Annotated in this window: 12 protein-coding genes and 1 pseudogene; 4 read left to right on the forward strand and 9 right to left on the reverse strand. The window is 44.0% G+C overall.

Annotated features, from left to right (window positions below; translation table 11 throughout):
• Window positions 1–368: 368 nt before the first annotated feature.
• Complete coding sequence (locus DSL64_RS29510) at window positions 369–524, forward strand: T9SS type A sorting domain-containing protein (RefSeq protein ID WP_115829383.1); 156 nt, start codon at window positions 369–371, stop codon at window positions 522–524.
• A gap of 863 nt (window positions 525–1,387) precedes the next feature.
• Here the strand turns inward: DSL64_RS29510 and DSL64_RS04120 are convergent.
• The gene (locus tag DSL64_RS04120; RefSeq protein WP_115829384.1) at window positions 1,388–1,759 is read right to left on the reverse strand and encodes a winged helix-turn-helix transcriptional regulator; all 372 of its coding nucleotides are present in this window, start codon (window positions 1,757–1,759) and stop codon (window positions 1,388–1,390) included.
• An 83-nt stretch (window positions 1,760–1,842) separates the two neighbouring features.
• Here DSL64_RS04120 and DSL64_RS04125 point away from each other — a divergent pair, with 83 nt between their 5' ends.
• Window positions 1,843–2,391 (forward strand): NAD(P)H-dependent oxidoreductase, encoded by a 549-nt coding sequence (locus DSL64_RS04125; protein WP_115829385.1) that lies wholly within the window; start codon window positions 1,843–1,845, stop codon window positions 2,389–2,391.
• Window positions 2,392–2,436: 45 nt separating this feature from the next.
• Here DSL64_RS04125 and DSL64_RS04130 read toward each other — a convergent pair whose 3' ends face one another.
• On the reverse strand, window positions 2,437–3,039 hold the full coding sequence (locus tag DSL64_RS04130; protein WP_115829386.1) for an NAD(P)H-dependent oxidoreductase: 603 nt from the start codon (window positions 3,037–3,039) through the stop codon (window positions 2,437–2,439).
• 97 nt (window positions 3,040–3,136) lie between these two features.
• Between DSL64_RS04130 and DSL64_RS04135 the strand changes: the two genes are divergently transcribed.
• Window positions 3,137–3,484 (forward strand): winged helix-turn-helix transcriptional regulator, encoded by a 348-nt coding sequence (locus DSL64_RS04135; RefSeq protein WP_115829387.1) that lies wholly within the window; start codon window positions 3,137–3,139, stop codon window positions 3,482–3,484.
• Between the two features lie 674 nt (window positions 3,485–4,158).
• Window positions 4,159–4,296 (forward strand): annotated as a pseudogene (locus DSL64_RS04145) (membrane dipeptidase); the annotation flags it as partial.
• 137 nt (window positions 4,297–4,433) lie between these two features.
• Here the strand turns inward: DSL64_RS04145 and DSL64_RS04150 are convergent.
• The 7 genes from DSL64_RS04150 to DSL64_RS04180 all read right to left on the reverse strand — a co-directional run bounded on the left by DSL64_RS04150 (window position 4,434) and on the right by DSL64_RS04180 (window position 15,285).
• Window positions 4,434–5,582 carry a chromate transporter gene (locus DSL64_RS04150; RefSeq protein ID WP_115829390.1) on the reverse strand — a complete coding sequence of 383 codons (1,149 nt, stop codon included), beginning with the start codon at window positions 5,580–5,582 and terminating at the stop codon, window positions 4,434–4,436.
• 18 nt (window positions 5,583–5,600) lie between these two features.
• Window positions 5,601–6,152 (reverse strand): hypothetical protein, encoded by a 552-nt coding sequence (locus tag DSL64_RS04155; RefSeq protein ID WP_199539326.1) that lies wholly within the window; start codon window positions 6,150–6,152, stop codon window positions 5,601–5,603.
• Between the two features lie 79 nt (window positions 6,153–6,231).
• Window positions 6,232–7,068 (reverse strand): chromate resistance protein ChrB domain-containing protein, encoded by an 837-nt coding sequence (locus tag DSL64_RS04160; protein ID WP_115829391.1) that lies wholly within the window; start codon window positions 7,066–7,068, stop codon window positions 6,232–6,234.
• A gap of 552 nt (window positions 7,069–7,620) precedes the next feature.
• Window positions 7,621–9,132 carry a hypothetical protein gene (locus DSL64_RS04165; protein WP_115829392.1) on the reverse strand — a complete coding sequence of 504 codons (1,512 nt, stop codon included), beginning with the start codon at window positions 9,130–9,132 and terminating at the stop codon, window positions 7,621–7,623.
• Window positions 9,133–9,143: 11 nt separating this feature from the next.
• The gene (locus tag DSL64_RS04170) at window positions 9,144–10,556 is read right to left on the reverse strand and encodes a DoxX family protein (RefSeq protein WP_147300329.1); all 1,413 of its coding nucleotides are present in this window, start codon (window positions 10,554–10,556) and stop codon (window positions 9,144–9,146) included.
• A 13-nt stretch (window positions 10,557–10,569) separates the two neighbouring features.
• The gene (locus tag DSL64_RS04175; RefSeq protein ID WP_115829394.1) at window positions 10,570–11,973 is read right to left on the reverse strand and encodes a RagB/SusD family nutrient uptake outer membrane protein; all 1,404 of its coding nucleotides are present in this window, start codon (window positions 11,971–11,973) and stop codon (window positions 10,570–10,572) included.
• Between the two features lie 3 nt (window positions 11,974–11,976).
• Window positions 11,977–15,285, reverse strand: coding sequence for a TonB-dependent receptor (locus DSL64_RS04180; RefSeq protein ID WP_229216949.1), 3,309 nt, complete (start codon window positions 15,283–15,285; stop codon window positions 11,977–11,979).
• Between the last annotated feature and the right edge of the window lie 64 nt (window positions 15,286–15,349).

Genomic DNA, 15,349 nt, shown 5'->3' on the forward strand with positions numbered 1-15,349 from the left:
CACGCATATCGGAGTATATGCTTCCCTTCTCAACTGCTGGAATGAGCAGGGAAGGGTAGGCCCCATCCGGGTATTCAGTCATCAGATGTTAGCAAAGATGAAAATCTCTTGCCGGGATACCTATTTTAAATATATCGGCGAGCTTAGCGAATACGGATACATCCGCTATGAAAGGTCATTTAACCGTAACAGGCCCAGTGAAATTTACTTGCGTTATCAACAATGAAGGTTCGCCACTAGAACACGGCTATATTACTAGCAGAAGTGTTTTCAGGTCACATGCCGGAGATATTAATTAGCCGTAAAACCGATTCCTGCTGGAAATAATCTGATCAAAGAAACTGGCGGTTATATAGAATTATATTCTGATGATCACCGATGTGAACGGCAAAGCTGTCTATCAAACAACTCAGGTTGATTCGTCCGGAGTATCTACAGTTGGATATCCCGCCGGTCAGTATATTTTAAGAGTCGTTTATTCAGATGGAAGTACGGCAAGTGAAAAGATAGTGTTGACCCGCTAACATGTAGAGTTGTCGATTTTATCGACCCGATCTGGCAAACAGACTTTTGCCTGATCGGGTACTTTCTATATCCATCAATTCGCAGTTGACGATAGTTTCAGTTTTAGATTTGCTTATTTTCTACAGCTATATCAAGTCTATTGTGGAAGCATCTATTTTACACAACAGCAACTTTTCACAGCTTAAAGCCAAATATGGTTGCCCTTTTGAGCTTTTCTGCCAACTCACTTGATTTTCCATTTCCGGAATTAACCTGTCTCCTTATATCACTAGCTTTGAATTAACCGAACATTTAAATGACACAGCCTATCATAGATGAAAAAGATTATCTGAAACCATCTTTTAAGCTGTCGGTTTGATGCATTGATAGGTAAGATGATTTATCCTTTCGTTCCCGTTACCGCTGGATATTTATAAGCAAGCGGTAACGGATTTTTTCTATAAGCTTTTGGCTGTTCAATGATGTGTTTCAAGTCTGCTATGGGCTATCAAGATAGGACTTTCGTGGAAAAAGGGAAGAATGTCGGTGACGGGTTTAGTGGAGATTCTGTAATGTTGCGTGAGCTGAGAAAATGCCTATGATACCGAACTCTGTTATGATTACACCGAGCATTGCCAAACACTCAGTGTAAGTTGTTTTCTTGATACTACTCATTGCCAAAGGTTGCAAGGCAAGGCCTTTTCATGAGATGAAAGGTGTCAGCTGACATAGTACCACGTCTGTAAAACTTTCCACAAAACTTTCCACGTATAATCCTGTAACGAATTCCAGGTCCAAAATCCAAAAAAAGTATCCCGATAACTAATCAAGATTTTACAAAGTCTGTTTCTACTCCAGCACCAATGCAACTCCATGACTACTATCAGGCTCTTACAAATTCTCCGTTTTCACTCACGACTTGATTGCCCCATTTGGTAATAGCTTCTAAGACTGGACGAAGGCTTTTTCCAAAGTCGGTGAGATTGTAAACCACTTTGACAGGTGGTTTTTCACCATAAACCTTTCTTGCTATCAATCCGTCCCTTTCCAATTGTTTTAATTGCAGGCTTAACGTCATTTCGGTAATGGCTGGCATTTCTTTTCGAAGCTCGTTATACCTTTTGGGCTCATCCTTTAAATGATATAAGATAACAGCTTTCCATTTGCCACCCACCAAATCCATGGTCAGGCTAACTGTACAGGGGTAATTCTTCCCTCTATGTTTAACATAATCACTGATGCATTCTGTTTTCATTCTCTTTTTTTAGCCTATCTGTTTTGATAGTTATTGTAAATGCAAGGTACTAAAAATACTTTTGCTACTAAAATAATTATAGTATGTCTTTAATAGTTTTAGCACACCCCACCTTTGATAAGTCGTTGGCAAACAAAACGATTATCGAGGAATTGAAAAACAGTCCTGTTGATGTTGAAATCAGGAATATCCACGAGTTGTATCCTGACTACGACATTGATGTAAAAGCAGAACAGCAAGCCCTTTTGCGACACAAGTCCATTGTTTTCCAATATCCATTTTATTGGTACAGTATGCCCGCCATTTTAAAGCATTGGTTTGATATGGTATTTGAATATCAATTTGCTTATGGTTCAAAAGGCGACAAGCTCAAAGGCAAACATTTTCTGCCGAGTTTTACTGTGGGTTCATCTCAAAGCAGCTATACGGCTTTGGGCTTTCAGCATTTTCGTGTGTATGAATTTTGCAAACATCTGGAGCAGACTGCTTATCATAGTCAAATGGATTACATTGACCCGATTTGTTTTTATGGTACTTCGTTAACTGCAGGTTATACCGAAGATGAAATAAAAGCGGGTGCAAAGCAGCACGCTCGCAAACTAATGGAAAAGCTACTGGAATTGGGAGAATAAGAATCTGCCATCAAACCAGTAGCTGCAATATATTTTGTTATAATCTTAAATTGATCTTATAACCTGATCCAGTTCAAATCGGGATTTTGGAAAAACAGTTGGGTGCATCCAATCACTTAAATCAGCATAGCCCACGGTAACTGCAAATAAAGGAGCAAATCCATCTTGCGCTAATATCCGTTGATAGGCTTCACGATTGATTCCCTCCATTGGCGTTGCATCAAGTCCCAAACTTATGCAAGCACTCAAAAAGTAGCCCAGGGAAAGATAAACCTGATGCTCCATCCACGTTTTGGTCGCTGCATCACCATTTGATTTTATCATTGGTTCATAGAATCCTGTTATCCATCCTTCTGGGAGAATGGAAATATTATGTTTCTCAAAATACTTAATATCTTCCATTACACTGAACACGACCAACAGGCCGACATCATTGACAGACGGTTCGTTCATATAGGATTGGGAAGCTAACTCCTTTTTCACGATATCGTCTGTAACAAATGTGAATTGCCACGGCTGGCTGTTGATCGAAGAGGGGCTTAACCGGATTATTTCTTTTAGTTCGTTAATCTGTTTTGCCGATATCTTTTTAGTCGGGTCATACTTTTTTGTAGCGTATCTACGCTTTGCAAGTTCTAAAAAACTCATAATTTTCTGTTTTATAAATTCTACTATACTTTTTACTGTTGCAAAACTAAGTATAGTGCTATATCTTCGCAATAACGGTCGAATTTGATAGTAACAGATGTATAGTATAGACGACAAACAATTTCCTTGCAGTACCAGCCTTACGATGAAGTATATAGGCGGAAAATGGAAAGCGGTAATCCTTATTCACTTAATCGAAAAAAAAAGATACAGTGAGCTAAGAAAAGAATGTAAAGTGATAACGGAGAGAACATTGAGCCTTCAACTGAAAGAAATGGAAGAAGATGGTTTGATTATACGTACCGTTTATGCCAGCAAACCACCATTAAGAGTGGATTATGAACTGACTGAATTTGGCAGAACGCTCATTCCTTTGCTTTTATCTATTGCAGAGTGGGGAAAACAAACAGCAAAAAGCAACAAGAAGATTACGGTTATGGAATAGACAAAAATGACTTGGTCGGCGCCAAATTTTCGCCTTTCCCAGTACTTTTTTTCGCAATCTGACTTTCAGTCAATCGGGAGCTGGGAAGCGATACGCATGTCCGTCGTTAAGATTGGGTGATCAGGATGAGAAACGCCTGTGTTCAGCATTCTTTTTCTTAAAAGCCGATAACGTCAATCCAAAAATGATATGCGCAATGATCAGTTGAGTATAGAAACCTTTCTTGTCAGTTTTGGGAGGATTGCGATGGTTTTTGAATAAAACATCCCATGTGACCACCCCGGTTCCCCCTGCTAGGGTGCCATACAAAAGCCCGTTTGCAGCAGAGGTCGTCTATTTACGGAACCCAAAAGTAATTTATAAGCCACCGTAAAGACGACTCCGGTAAGGTAGTGTAATCCCCACCCCGAAAACGTTGATGCTTTTTTACTTGTGTGAAAAGTCTTTTTCACAAAGTTTCCAAGCAGCTTGGGGTCTTCGAAATTTTCGCCTTCTTTTTTCGAAATGCTATAACTGAACAGTGTCATTGTGGAAGTGGCCACGATGGGAAGACAATAAGGTAGATTGAGCTGATTTCATTGCAGATGTTAGATAAATGTGAAAGGCAGAATTCTGTTGATTCGCCGTCTTAGAAAAATGTGTGCCATGGCATTCCGTAAAGAGTAAAAGGCTATCAGCATGTTGGAGATGGGCCCAATATTACCCGGGAGCTTTTGAAGAGAGGATACTCCGAAGAAGATATTAAAAAGCTTTGGGGCGGTAACTTTCTTCAGGTATTCAAAGAAGTGGAGAAGCTTTCCTCTGGCAGGTAATGCAGCTGATGAATCATCTGAAACCACTTTGGGTAAATGAATATAAAGTCATAGCTTGATGATGGCAGAGCAAGTCCCACCAACCGGTTTGGTGGTATTTACACAGTTTTTTCAGTTTACGAGGTTAGACAAGGAAATTAAAGCAATACCTGGCTTAGAATACTACCAATAATAGCGGCCCCTGCAATAATATATAGCTCGGAAAGTTTCTTATATCGGTGAAGCAAAAACAGAGTTAATGCAGCGATTGCAACCGAGGGGATGTCAATCAACTGACGGCGCGCCAGAACAATTACTGCCCCGGCAATAGCCCCTATGGCTGTTATCGTTATTCCCTGCACAAAATCCTTTACCCCTGTATTTTTGCCCCAACGCTTAAAATACGGGGCGGGCAGCACTGTAAACAGGTAGCAGGGAAGAAACGTTGAAATTGCGGCAACGCAGGCGCCTGAGAATCCTGCGACAAGGTATCCGATAAAGGCGACTGTGATCACAACGGGGCCCGGAGTAATCATGGCTATGGCTACCGCATCCAGAAACTGTTGCTCTGTAAGCCACTGGTTTTCTTTGACGGCGCCTGCGTACAGGAATGGTACGATAGCCAGCCCGCTTCCAAAAACGAAAGCGCCTGCCTTGGTAAAGAAAATCGCTATTTTCCATAAAACCGAGTCCGAATTGATGGACTGAATCTGGGGCAGAAACATAGCCAGGTTTCTGACGGCACCACTCTTGATGGAGGCTGGGCGGGATTTGAAATACCAATATATTCCCCCGGAGCCCAGGATCAATGCCAACACTTCGGTTTCCATAATAGCGGTAGCCGCAGCAGAAGTAACAAACAGGAACCAACCCAACGTACCGCTTTTGACCGTTTTTAAAGTTAGCTTGTATGTACCATTGGCTATGATGCCGATTACTGATGCTTCGATACCATAGAACAATGCCTGGATCCAAGGCAGTCCTCCAAATTTTACATACGTTACTCCGAGTATCAAAACCATTAAAAAGGAGGGAATAACGAACGTAATTCCCACGACGGTCGCACCTAAATAACCGTAGTGTACATACCCAAGGTAAATGGCTAGTTGGGCTGCCAGCGGGCCGGGCGCCAGCTGTGAGAGTGCTATCCCTTCCTGGTAATCAGCTTCGGTGATCCATTTTCGCTCTACGGCAAGGTCCTGATACATGGCACTCACAAGTGCAGCAGGACCGCCGAAGCCGAGCGTTCCCAAACGCAGAAAGTAGCGTGCTAAATCGCTCAAAGAGTAGGTAGGTTCTATATTCATAAATGTGGTTACCGAAAATTAAAAGATAATACCGAACTGAAAGCCAGCAGTCAGCGATGCAGGATGATTGTTGCCAAAACGTACAGGTACTGGAACAGCAACGAAATAACTATTGGTAGGCCCCTTCCTGACAATTTTACTTATCACGGGCGTAATTCCGTATCTGCCCGAAGTTTCAAAAGCCATACGGCCGGCAAATGTAAAGTTGTGTCCCAGGTTGACAAGCACGCCTGGATGAAAGATTACATTGGCAACACGGCTTGTCGCACCTTGCGCACGGATCAAGGGGACCATCTCTACTGAGAATCCCAGCTTCTGGGTTTTCCATAAGTTTATACCAATCGGAAAACCGACTACGTAATAGTCTTTGAAGTTGGGTTGGATTGCGTCTTTATCCAGGGTAACGATGGGGTGCAGCACGCCCTGGTAGGCAGCAGTGCGCGGATATGCCGAGGGGGCTGGTGTGCTGGAAGATTGACCAAATGCGGTGAAAAACAGCAAATTTAACAGCAGCACCAGGGCATTGTTAAATTTGCTTTTGAGTTGTAGTGGGAATGTTATGATTTTCATGTAATAATCTTTTGATGCATCAAGATTACGACATGTTTGACCCCGGGAATAGAATGATTTTTACCTGGTAGAACGGATTTTACCTTTTGTCAGATTTTCTGTACTCAGAAGGGAGCCGGCCCGTTTGTTTTTTGAAGATTCTCGTAAAGTGGCTCTGATCTGAAAAGCCGGTCAGGTAAGCAATTTCGGTCAATGTGTAATTTGTCGATTCAAGCAGTTGAAGTGACTTATCGATCCGGAGCTTGCGTATGTATTCGCCATAGGACAGATCATCGAAATATTTAGTAAAGGTGCGCGACACATATGCTGGATTCACGTCAATGCTTTCTGCAAGCTCGGTCAGACTTAAGGCCAGATTCATATCAATCTGGTCCTGAATCATAGATTTGAGCTCCTTGACCCACCGGGGTGCTTTCTTTTGACCTTTTTTGTTGATGTAGGTATGCAATACGGACAGTAACAGCTGCTCTGTAGGGCTTTGTGTATGCCTGACAGACTGAAGGTGTTTTGCCCAGGAGTACAAAGCGTCGTATATTACAAATCCCTGTTGCAGGAGTTGCTGATCATCTTTAATATTGAAAGCCAGGCCGGAAGATATCGCCCAGAGTCCTGCAGACTGCGAAGTAACCGAATGATCATCCGTATCAGCTCCTCTGACAATGGGAGCCATCACCAGCAGTGCAGGATCCTGCAGATTGTGTCTTTTGATAAAGTAGTCGAATGTGCATTGGTCCTGATAATGGGTATACTCTACGCCCGGCACGTCGAAAGCAACAGCATCTAACCGGGCAGCGGCAGAGACTACTTGCGACTCCTCGACAAAATAGAACACAGCGTCCGGGTCTACAAAACGTTTAATAAGCCATGGGCATGCCAACCGGTCAATTTTGGGTCTCTCGCGGGTTATCCAGTTCATTCGTCATCAGTTTTTTGTAAATTACTGACAATTTTTTTGAAGGATAATGACTTGTGATTGGATTATGCTCAATTGAAACAGTCGAATTTATTGAGAATTTGGCGTGAGGATAATTCCGAAACTGATCCTTACCATATGAAAGCCCTACACAGAAGCAAGTTAAAAATAACAAACTAAGAGAGCTGACTAATCCAGCCAGCTCTCTTTCGTTGATTCTTAGTCGACTATTCTGCTCTTGCTTATTGGTTAACCTAGGCCTCGGCGAGTTTGGTCAGCAGGTTGGATAATACGATACTTCTGACCACTCAATTCCGATGCAAAATGACGATCTACAACAGCTCCTGTACTTTTTGTTAACTTTCAGAGAACAAGAATGACATCATGGTCATATTACTCCGAAATAGAATTGTTAGTCTAAACCCAATTACGGTGGTCAACAAATAGTTAATCGAACCAGAACTGGGAAACATTACATTTCAGGCAGGTTATATTTCGGGCGTCTGGTCGTGGCACTTTTCTGAAGCTGTGCGGCTGTATGGAATTTGAAAAAATCTAAAAAACGCGAACCTGTGATTGGCGTCCCTCTGCGAGTGGATAGATTTTTTCTACTTTTTTGAGTACAACTTGCACTGAATCCCTGTACTGATTTACACCTTTCAGAAGTATCCTGTCGCCATGGAAACTATAATGTAGTACCTGGCGCTCATCCTGATGGTTTTTATTCTTGTTTTGCAAGTATAATATCTGTTTAGTGGTATCGACATGATAAAAAAAGTAGCTGCGGTCACCGGCCATTCCTCCAACTTCCCAACGGGTTACGCCCAGGTCCCGGTTTTGTTGTTGTTTAAATAGCTGATCCGAATCCTGAGTATTGACCTGATTCAGATTTGTATTCTTTTTATCACCTTTTACACGCAAAGGAGAGTAGCCAATCATGCGGTCAACAAACGCAGTCCTGTTGGTTCTGAAGCTGAGGGTAGACCAGTCTTCAAATATGGCATCCTGCCAGCGGACCGAATCTGACGGACTGTAGGGCAGCGATTTTCCATTAAGGGCAAAGTTTTCAACATTGTAGTAGCCTTTCAGACCTGGTGCTGCTTGTGTTGAAGGTATATTGTAATTGTTTCCATTGAAAAATCCGTAGCCCCACATAAATGCTGTCAGAGGAACAAATATAAAAATACCAACAGCTTTAACCGCTAATTTTAGTCTGTTTTGGCTAGTGTTATAGGAAGGGTAAAAGCGGCTGAGTCTAACGTCTTTTTCTTTTACAAGCAAGGTGTAGATCTGACCGAAATCGCTTGCTACTACAAACAGTCCAAGCAGTGTAAAATAAGCAGCCGGCACGGCAACACCCGCATCGTAAGCATGGTTTGCCAGCACGATGTTGAAGCATACAACCGCTGCAAGTGCCCCGCCCAAAGAGGCTGTTTTACGGTGAAGCAGCAAAAGTCCCGGAATGATTTCAGCAAATCCTAAAAAAACGGTGTAACCAAATGACACACCGACATGGGACCAGTAAAGCTTCTTTTCAGCCATGTCAATAAACGGTGTGTTTAACATGCCAAGGGTCGGATAGACCATCTGCATTGGAAATGCTTTTTTCATTCCCCAGCCGACCATTCCGAATGCAAGCCTGTACCTGACCAGAACACTGACCCAGTAGTAAGCACGACGGTAATTTGTAGATCGCTTGTCAAACACTGTCCAAATCAGTCCAAGCACCACAGACACACCTAAAAGCAAAATTAGGTTAATGTAATTAAGAAATCCGAAAACACCTTCCTCCGTTTCTATCAGATATAACTGCGGAGGCCAGAAAGCAACCACATGCTGAAAGTCGTGATAGGTGATTTTAGAGAACTCCAGATTCCATAAATGCGTATAAAAGTTACTGTATGAAGGGATGCAAAGGAAAACGAAGTATGTACCCAAAATTCTGAAAAGGAGTTTTTGTCGGCTTGTCCAGATTTTGTTTTTCTCTGTTTTACTCTCAGCGTTTTGATCATCACGTGCGTTCGATGCCAGAGGCTGATGCAGTTTAATGGCTGTGTTATTGCTCATATTGGTTGGTTTTAAAGCTTGGCTGCACGCCGGCGGCCTTCGTACATCATGAATTTTCTGTCCTGACGTTCCAAAACGGCATGAATCCTGTTACCTGCCTGGTCGGTTCCTGAAAGTTCAATGTAGCGGTCGGTCGGTCGTTTAATCGCCAGTTTGAATGTTTCGTTTCGGTGATTTCGATTTTTGTTTGTCAGCAGCAGCGTATCTGCTGTAGCGTTGAGCTCATAGTGGTAGAAATGTCTGCCGGAAAGCCCCGCAAATTCGTAGTTGCGGTCAATATCTTTCAGCTGTAGTTTTTCTGCCGAGCTTCTGTCAATGATAACCGGCCTGTTTTGTTTGACGCTGATCGTAGACCACTGCTCAAAAACAACGTCCTGCCAGCGGCGGGTGTCAGATTTAGAGTGAGGGATCGTGTCATTGTTGAAGACAAAGTGCTTTACCTCATAGAGACCAAAGCTATTCTTTAATCCTTGCTGACTTGGATACTTATACGGGCCATTCGCCTGACTGCTTGCCGCTGAGACAAGTAGTAGTAATGTGAATACCGCGATACTTATTTTCGCGGCCGATCTGAGCTTGGTTAAACTGCTTGCCGAATAGTCAGCGACGAGCCTGTTGGCTAGCGCTTTTTTCTCCAGTATCAGTAGCTGATAAAGTCTGACTACATCAAACGAAAACAAGAAAACAGCCATCAATACAATCAATGTGCTGAGCGAAAGCTCACCGGCATCATAGAAACCATTTACAGCAGCTACATTGCCTAAAAAGCCAATCACAAGGCCAGCACCCATGGTTGTAGTTCTGCGGTTGAGTATCAGCAGACCAGCCAGAATTTCAACTGATCCAAGAAAAGAAGAGTACAAAGGAGAAATAGCCGTTGTCTGATAATATATTTTCCACGGGTATAAGTCTCCGTAGTTGGTCATCAGACTGCTCAGCGAAGGATAAGGAATTTGTAGTCGGAATAGCTGATACACACCATAAGCGATCAAAACCAAAGCAAGCCGGTAACGTACTATTGTTTTGGTCCATTCGAGCTCTGCAATCAGGTTCTGACGTTTTTTGTCGGTCAGGCTCCAAACAAGGGTCAATACCACCGATACGAATACAATTATTGCCCAGTTTGCAAAGCTGGCTGCGCCAAGCACCGGGTTGCCATGCTGATCGCTGAGCGGAACCCATTCCGGCTGATAACGAGCGAGGCTGAGCAGATGGTAAAAATGGAAATCTAAACTCAGCAAACTGCGGTAAAATTTCCAGTCAAGCGGAAAGATGAACAGTGTAAAAAAAACGGTTAAAAATCTGGTGGCAACAAGCTGCCAGTAGCCCCAGGATATGTTAAGTGAGCCCCCCTGATAAGGCTTCTCTAAAAACTGTCTCACAGCTGCAGTAAATGAGACAATTTTTGTCTTAGGATCGGACATAGTTCTGAAGCGTTTAGTAGCCGGGATTTTGTTGTAGCTTATCGAGTATAACTTCATCAATAGGTATTGGAAAAAGATTCAGATGGGGCTGAATTTTCAGATTTGGCTTCAGCTGCTCTATTTTTTCCTTTAACTTACCTGTTCTGCTCAAGTCAAAATACCTGTGCGCTTCCCAGAGAAATTCTAAGCGGCGCTCTTCCAGTACGGCTGCCAGCACTTCGGTGTCATTGTTCAGCGAGAGGTTGCCCAGACCAGCCCTGTTTCTGATCAAGTTTAGATCAAGAAGTGCCTTGGGCAGGTTGCCCAGCTGTGCAAGGGCTTCTGACCTGATCAGATAAAGCTCTGCTATTCTGATCACATATGAGGGGTCGGTTGCAGGACTGCGATAGTACAGAGCTCCGGCATATTGCGTGGTTCCTGCTTGGGTTGCGCTATCCAGCAAGGCTCTTCTGTGGCCGCCTGTGCCTGGGTTTCGCAGTGTCGCTACCAGATTATCCGAAGGACGGTAACGATATTCTCCCCCTCGGGACAGCAGACTCATGCGGGTGCGGAGCGCTGATGGATTTTGAGCAGAAAAAGCAATTTCAAGTATGGATTCCTGTGTTTGTACAACTCCGGCTGAAAACCAGGAATTAAATGGAGCAACCAGCCTGAAATGATTGTTAAGGGCAATGACCTTATCCGCATAATTTACCGCCTGAGTCCAGTTTTTGTTATACAAATAAAACCGGGCCTTCAAAGCCCATACGGTATAACGTGTAGCACGAACCCTGTTCAACTGCTCAGGTAAGAGCTGCTCTGCAAGATCCAGATCTTCGAGTACCTGTTTATAGGTTTGTTCCAGCGTTGCCCTGGGGATGCCCGTATCCTGACTTAAATCAGAAGTTGGTTTAAGTTTAAGCGGAACTCCGCCCCAGCCTCTTGCCAGGTCAAAGTAGGCCAGCCCGCGGAGAAAATGTGCCTCTCCCAGCGCTGCATTACGTTGGGCATCAGTCAAATTTACGTCGGTAATCTGGGGAGCTTTTTCAATGATGTGATTTACCAGATTGATCGTGGCATAAATAGCAGCCCAGCTGCCAGCAAAGGCTCCATCATCTGCACGGAAGTTCAAATCCGAAACATTATTGAAAACATTGTAGATCACATCCCCACTGGGAATAAAACCCAGATTGACATACCCTTCTCCATAATAACCTGCGTTTCCCAGACGCCTGTAAGCCCCTCGCACCGCCGTATTCAACGATGTTTTGTCTACGATGGCAAGCTCTTCTGAAATGGTTTCTTTGGGTGCTATTTCAAGAAATTCACCGCAGGAAGCAAGCAATACGAGCCCCAGGCCAAGTGTAGTCATTACAGCTACTTTTTTGGCTGCAGGTTTAAAGCGTTTAATTGTATTGAGATCTAAAATGCGTTTCATAGACTAGAATGTAAGATTGATGCCAAACTGAACCGTACGAGGGGTGGGAGGGGAAGCAAAATCATAACCTTGTATATTTTGACTTTCTCCCCTTTCTATTCTTGTTTCAGGATCGGCGCCTGAATAGCGTGTCCATAACCACAGATTTGTCCCCACAAAGTATAATCTGGTTTTAGGTAACTTCAATCGTGAAGTTGCTGATTGTGGCAGCGTGTAACCGAGGCTGAAAGAGCGGAGGCGGACAAAGGAAGCATCTTCGAAGAATCTGCTAAGCTCCTGGGTATTGTAGTTTTTCAGTGCAAGGCGGGGTACATCTGTGACATCTCCCGGCTTTTGCCACCTGTCAAGCTGGCTTGCAAATAAAACCCTGTTGCCATCCAGGCGTCCTCCCTGCTCCCCAAGCGCTCTGTTATGATTCCAAAGGTGGTTGCCAAAAGAATACGTAAACAAAATATTAGCATCAAAATTACCGAAAGTGAAATTGTTTGTCAGCCCGCCAAAGAAGTCAGGCCACGCATCTCCAACGACCTTCCTGTCATCTGCCGTGATACGGCCATCCTTGTTGACGTCTTCGATGATCAGATCTCCTGTCTGAGGATCTACACCATGCGATTTATAAAGCCAGTAGGAATAGAGAGATACCCCCTGTTCGATCCTTATAAATTGCCTGTCTTCAAATGACATCGGGTAAGGGAGTACCTCAATGCGGTTGACGTTACGGGAGATGTTGAAGGAAGTCGACCATTTAAAACGTTCCCTGCGTATGTTCTCTGAATTAACAGAGAGTTCCAGACCACGGTTACTAATCTCGCCAAAATTGGAGAGGTAAGATCTAAAGCCGGTGTAGTTGGGCACCGCGATTTCCAGCAGAGCGTCAGAGGTGTACTTACGATAAAGATTAATTTCAGCCGAGAGGCGATCCTTGAAGAGTCCCAGGTCTATACCCAGATTGAACTGACTGGTTTTTTCCCAACGCAGATCAGGGTTGGCCAATTGGAATGGCGCAGTACCGGGTAGCTCGGCTGTGCCTGCGTCAGGATAGCCCAGACCTGCAGTCCACAATCCCCTGAATGCGAAGTCGCTGATGCCGTTTTGGTTGCCGGCAACCCCATAATTAAGTCTGAGCTTTAAGTTGCTTATGACAGGGTTTTGGGCCAGAAAGCTTTCCTGACTTATTCTCCATGCGGCCCCGATAGCAGGGAAATAACCCCAGCGGTTCTTGGGACTAAATTTGGAAGCGCCGTCCGCCCGTACAGTTGCTTCGAAAAAGTACTTTCTTTTGAAATTGTATTCAAGTCTGGAAAATACAGATGCAAGGCTATTTTTGCCCCAGGATTCTCTGACAGTCTGATTGGAGGCAGCAGAAATCAGCTTGAAAGAGTTATTGGGAAAGTTGGTTCCTCTTGAAGTAGTATTGGACGTTGTACTGCCCTGCAAGTGAGTTCCTACCATCAAGGCGAACCTATGGTTGGTTCCAAGTGAGGTAGTGTAGCGCAACGTCTGTTCGTTGACCCAATAATTGGACTGTGTAAAGCCGGTGATCGCCTCGCCGTTGTTGGCGATACCTCTCAACAGGTTGGTATTCCAATATTCATTTTCCTCATAGATATTGTAATCAAGACTAAAACTGGTGCGGAATTTCAGGTTTCTCAGAATGTCGGCTTCTGCGTATAGAATTCCGATGTAATGATTGCTGAGCGCCGTTGCGTCGCTCTCGGTGGTCAACGAGTGAATATTGTCAAAGTTGACCCAGCGAAGCGGCTTGCCGGCCTGATCAAAGATAGGGAGGTAGGTGGGAATATCCACACTCGCCTGATAAAGCGCCCCTGTTCCACCGCTCCCTACTGCCCGTCCTATTGTTCTTAAAGACCGGGAAAGTGTGTTGCTGGTACCAATTGTGAGCCAATGATTGATTCGCTGATCAATATTGACCTTAAAACTGGTTCTGCTGAAACCCATAGGTTTCCAGATACCCTGCTGTGATGAATGACCGAATCCTAGATAATAACTTGTATTGGCAGTTCCACCACGTAAAGAGGCGTCGTAATTCTGGTAACGTGCAGTGCGGTTGAGTATTGCCTGGCGATCAAACGTGGGCTGATCCTGCGGAAGTCCCCTTGTTTCGGCAGTGAAAACGGGAGGAAGTTTTTCGTTTGCACGGTACTCTTCCACCAGCATGGCATGTTGTAGTCCTGTGGTAAGGTCCCATTTTTTAGGCGCCCAGCCCCAGCCCTGTGACGTACTTAGCTCCACGGTTGGCTTTTGCTCAAATTTACCTCTTTTGGTAGTGATAATAATTACTCCGTTTGCTCCCCGTGATCCGTAGATAGCAATGGCTGTAGCGTCTTTGAGGACCTCGATGTTTTCAATATCGTTTGGATTCAGGTCGGCCAGCGGAGAGGTGGTTCTGTCCGCATCCACACTCTGAAGGGAATTATTGTTGACGAAAACACCATCAATAATATACAAAGGGTCATTGCTGGAATTAATTGATGTGGCGCCTCTCACCCTGATGAATGTATTTGAACCAGGAATCCCCGTGCCGCCGTTTATCTGAACACCCGCAATGCTTCCCTGTAACTGTGTGTCGAAGCTTGCTTCAGGTATAGTCTTTACATTTTCAGGATTCACTTTCGCTACCGAACCGACCAGATCAGCTTTCCGTTGCTCACCGTAACCGACTATGATAAGTTCTTCAAGTTTGTTGGAAGAAGGTCGCAGCTGTACGTTCACCTCTGTTCGTGCGGAGATGATTTCTTCGGTGGATTCATAGCCCAAAAATGAAAAAACCAAAATTGATTTGGATGAAACTGCTGAAAGCGAATAATGACCTTCCTTATCAGTAATAGTGCCCACTAAGGTTCCCTTGATCTGAATATTTACACCGGGTATTCCCTCTTTGTTTTCATCGGTAACTCTGCCCTGTATACGTATATCATTATTTTGCTCCGGACCCGGTTTTGCTTCAGCAGCAGCTGAGGTTTTTGCTCTTTCAATGATCACACTTTTTCCTACATAAGCATATGTTAATCCGTGTGGTTTAAGGATAATGTCGAGCACTTCAGACAAAGTTTGATTTTTGACTTGCAGATCAATAAGTTTACCTGCTGAGTTGCCCAACACACTTTGGGTAAATCCTATCTTAACGCCTGAGGACTCTGAAAGCTTGATCAAGGCTGAAGTGAGCGGTTCATTTTTGAACGAGATTGTAATCTTATTCTCGAAGGCTCCCTGTGAAAGGGCTGGTAAAAACAGAAGCAAAAGCCAGCCGAAAAGCAGCTTCTTATACTTTTTGTACATGTTCTCAATCATAGTTTAGTTTAAAAATCAGATATAGTTTTCCTGGTCAGCCCCCTGGAGGCTGCTCAGGATTATG

Origin of the sequence: Dyadobacter luteus (assembly GCF_003383615.1) — a bacterium.
GTDB lineage: Bacteria > Bacteroidota > Bacteroidia > Cytophagales > Spirosomataceae > Dyadobacter > Dyadobacter luteus.

Bases quoted from the DNA above. Each gene is read 5' to 3' on its own strand.
- DSL64_RS29510 (WP_115829383.1), top strand. From the start codon at position 369: ATGATCACCGATGTGAACGGCAAAGCTGTCTATCAAACAACTCAGGTT.
- DSL64_RS04120 (WP_115829384.1), bottom strand. From the start codon at position 1,759: ATGAAAACAGAATGCATCAGTGATTATGTTAAACATAGAGGGAAGAAT.
- DSL64_RS04125 (WP_115829385.1), top strand. From the start codon at position 1,843: ATGTCTTTAATAGTTTTAGCACACCCCACCTTTGATAAGTCGTTGGCA.
- DSL64_RS04130 (WP_115829386.1), bottom strand. From the start codon at position 3,039: ATGAGTTTTTTAGAACTTGCAAAGCGTAGATACGCTACAAAAAAGTAT.
- DSL64_RS04135 (WP_115829387.1), top strand. From the start codon at position 3,137: ATGTATAGTATAGACGACAAACAATTTCCTTGCAGTACCAGCCTTACG.
- DSL64_RS04150 (WP_115829390.1), bottom strand. From the start codon at position 5,582: ATGAATATAGAACCTACCTACTCTTTGAGCGATTTAGCACGCTACTTT.
- DSL64_RS04155 (WP_199539326.1), bottom strand. From the start codon at position 6,152: ATGAAAATCATAACATTCCCACTACAACTCAAAAGCAAATTTAACAAT.
- DSL64_RS04160 (WP_115829391.1), bottom strand. From the start codon at position 7,068: ATGAACTGGATAACCCGCGAGAGACCCAAAATTGACCGGTTGGCATGC.
- DSL64_RS04165 (WP_115829392.1), bottom strand. From the start codon at position 9,132: ATGAGCAATAACACAGCCATTAAACTGCATCAGCCTCTGGCATCGAAC.
- DSL64_RS04170 (WP_147300329.1), bottom strand. From the start codon at position 10,556: ATGTCCGATCCTAAGACAAAAATTGTCTCATTTACTGCAGCTGTGAGA.
- DSL64_RS04175 (WP_115829394.1), bottom strand. From the start codon at position 11,973: ATGAAACGCATTTTAGATCTCAATACAATTAAACGCTTTAAACCTGCA.
- DSL64_RS04180 (WP_229216949.1), bottom strand. From the start codon at position 15,285: ATGATTGAGAACATGTACAAAAAGTATAAGAAGCTGCTTTTCGGCTGG.